Origin of the sequence: Bacillus hominis (assembly GCF_018332515.1) — a bacterium.
GTDB lineage: Bacteria > Bacillota > Bacilli > Bacillales > Bacillaceae_G > Bacillus_A > Bacillus_A hominis.
This window is the reverse complement of the sequence record NZ_BOQD01000511.1, coordinates 1-2,161: the sequence shown is the minus strand read 5'-3', so window position 1 is coordinate 2,161 and position 2,161 is coordinate 1. Positions and strand designations below refer to the sequence as shown.

At 32.3% G+C, this 2,161-nt stretch carries 4 protein-coding genes; 1 reads left to right on the top strand and 3 read right to left on the bottom strand.

The features are described from left to right. A partial coding sequence (locus KI356_RS27000; RefSeq protein WP_212936981.1) for an LSm family protein occupies positions 1-116 on the bottom strand: 116 nt, incomplete at its 3' end. A gap of 53 nt (positions 117-169) precedes the next feature. After that, positions 170-388: an aspartyl-phosphate phosphatase Spo0E family protein gene (locus KI356_RS26995; protein ID WP_002117887.1), complete on the bottom strand. Its 219-nt coding sequence runs from the start codon at positions 386-388 to the stop codon at positions 170-172. A gap of 304 nt (positions 389-692) precedes the next feature. Here KI356_RS26995 and KI356_RS26990 point away from each other — a divergent pair, with 304 nt between their 5' ends. Beyond that, the gene (locus tag KI356_RS26990; RefSeq protein ID WP_000007805.1) at positions 693-809 is read left to right on the top strand and encodes a YjcZ family sporulation protein; all 117 of its coding nucleotides are present in this window, start codon (positions 693-695) and stop codon (positions 807-809) included. 594 nt (positions 810-1,403) lie between these two features. Here KI356_RS26990 and KI356_RS28440 read toward each other — a convergent pair. After that, positions 1,404-1,538, bottom strand: a complete 135-nt coding sequence (locus KI356_RS28440) for a hypothetical protein (RefSeq protein ID WP_265176550.1) — start codon at positions 1,536-1,538, stop codon at positions 1,404-1,406. Between the last annotated feature and the right edge of the window lie 623 nt (positions 1,539-2,161).

Sequence of the window (2,161 nt, the reverse complement as noted above, 5' to 3'; positions counted from 1 at the left end):
AATCTATCTACTCCAGCTACTTCTCCTACTATTCTTACTCCACTCTTTAAGAATATAGTAACTGCACCTTTTTCTTCTTTTATTTGTTTATACAACTCTTCTTGTAAGTGTTCCATAACTGTTCTCTCCTTTATAAATAAATAATCCTAATATAAAAATTAAAGATTAATCACTTATATACTTTGTCTTTCATATTCATAAACTTATTAATTAGTATATCTAAATCTCGACTAAACAACAAAACTTTATCATGATCTAATCCATGCCTAGCAACAAGTTGAATTAGCTCTTTCTTTTTGTGTTTTATTTTATTATGTAATTGTCCCATCTCCATCTCTATACTAAAACTCCCTTTTCCCATAATATTACTTGTAAAATTATAGTACATTTTCACTCATAAAAAAATAAAAAAATGGCTTTTTTTACAAATTATATATTTATGAAAAGAAATTTTAATGTAATTGTAAGTTACATACCCCTTTCATTTACAATACGTTCACCTATTATACACTTCCATATTGTTTTAGCATTTTCAAAAAAGCGCTATGAAACAAAGTGAATATCATATTTAAATCAGATTACAGGCTCTTGTCTAATTAGAAGTAAGACTTGCTCCTTTTCCAAATAAAAACATATCTTATAAAGTAATCCATTAGTTATATAGATTAATTTACTAAAAAGGAGGAAAAAACATGAGCTTTGGTGGTAGTTGCGCTGGTTTCGGCGGTGGATTTGCTTTACTCATCGTGCTATTCATCCTTCTAATTATTATCGGATGTAGCTGTTGGGGTGGCGGCGGAGGGTTTTAAATATAATACGTATCCTTTTCGCTAAACCCTAAATGAATAAAATATGTTAACTAAAAACTATACGAAAACAGCTCATATTTGAGCTGTTTTTTCATACTTTCGTATGAATTTATGTACCTCTTATTTGCGATTTCAACAAACAAAACATCGTTTACTATTGAAATGGTAAGTTCTGTGAGTATAATAAACTTTTGCAGTAGCAAGATTATCACAAAGGGAACACTTAATTTGATACGAAGCTTAGCGTTTCTTGGTACCATAACTCCTCATCGTATACTTAATCAAACTCTCGTTACATATAAAGGTGAGTTTATGCAGTATTTTGTTCAAGATTTCTTTAACAAATATAAGCCCTTAAAAATCCTATTCACATCAAACAATATGGATGGAGTTCTCCAAGCCATCATCGAAAGTTTAGCTATTACCTTTACTCCAGATTTCGTAATAAAAAATTGTCACTCTGTCATAAAAGGTGTAATCATTCCAATTGACTTGGTGATTCATAAGCACTTAAATATTTATTTTGAGTTGGTTCAATCAGAAGGTACCTTGCTTTTTTTGCTACCTGCGAAGCTCCAAATTCTGTCGCACAACCTATTTTACTTCATCTTCTATTTCAATAGGATCATCAGAGTAAGTCTCGGACATCTTTTCTTGATAATTCCAGCACTCACTGCGATTCCGCTCCATAAAGGCTAATTCTTCATGACAATGTACACAACGATCCATTTATGCAACCTCCTTTTCATATTTACTCCTTTCTTTCCCTCTTCGATCCATCATTGATTTTTAAATACTTACTTGCTCCTCTGCTTTTATTGTTGTGTGACTTTGCTTCACGGGGCGTACAACAATCCAAAACAATAATTCGATAACGAACATACACAAAGAAGTTACTTGAAATCCATAACAATATCCCATTGCCTCAGTCGCTGCATACTGGATGAAATACCCGAATACGAGCGGAGCAATAATACTTGTTGAGCTTGCAAGAGCAACACAAATCCCTTGTGCTTTTCCAATGTTTTTTGGAGAAAAAAACCCATCAATATTGCAGGTGCAAGTGAAAGTTAGGATTTTTTATCCTCCACTGATGGAAGACTCTCACCAACCGGACTTTTACGGACTATTATTCTCCCCGCTTCTCTCAACCTTAAGGCGGACACGAATAGCCGGATAAACCGCTCATCCTCTTGAAGAGCCTATTCGATCGTACAAGACCGATACATTTTACAGAGTAAGGTATCGACCCTATTTTCATTATTTACAAAATAACTTTCTTTATATTATTAATACTTACTTACAAATTAAAACTTTTAATTTTATTTAATTATAATTTATCTGTAGAATTA

Excerpts from the sequence above, each read along its gene's own strand:
- KI356_RS26990 (WP_000007805.1), top strand. The coding sequence starts at position 693 with ATGAGCTTTGGTGGTAGTTGCGCTGGTTTCGGCGGTGGATTTGCTTTA.
- KI356_RS28440 (WP_265176550.1), bottom strand. The coding sequence starts at position 1,538 with ATGGATCGTTGTGTACATTGTCATGAAGAATTAGCCTTTATGGAGCGG.
- KI356_RS26995 (WP_002117887.1), bottom strand. The coding sequence starts at position 388 with ATGTACTATAATTTTACAAGTAATATTATGGGAAAAGGGAGTTTTAGT.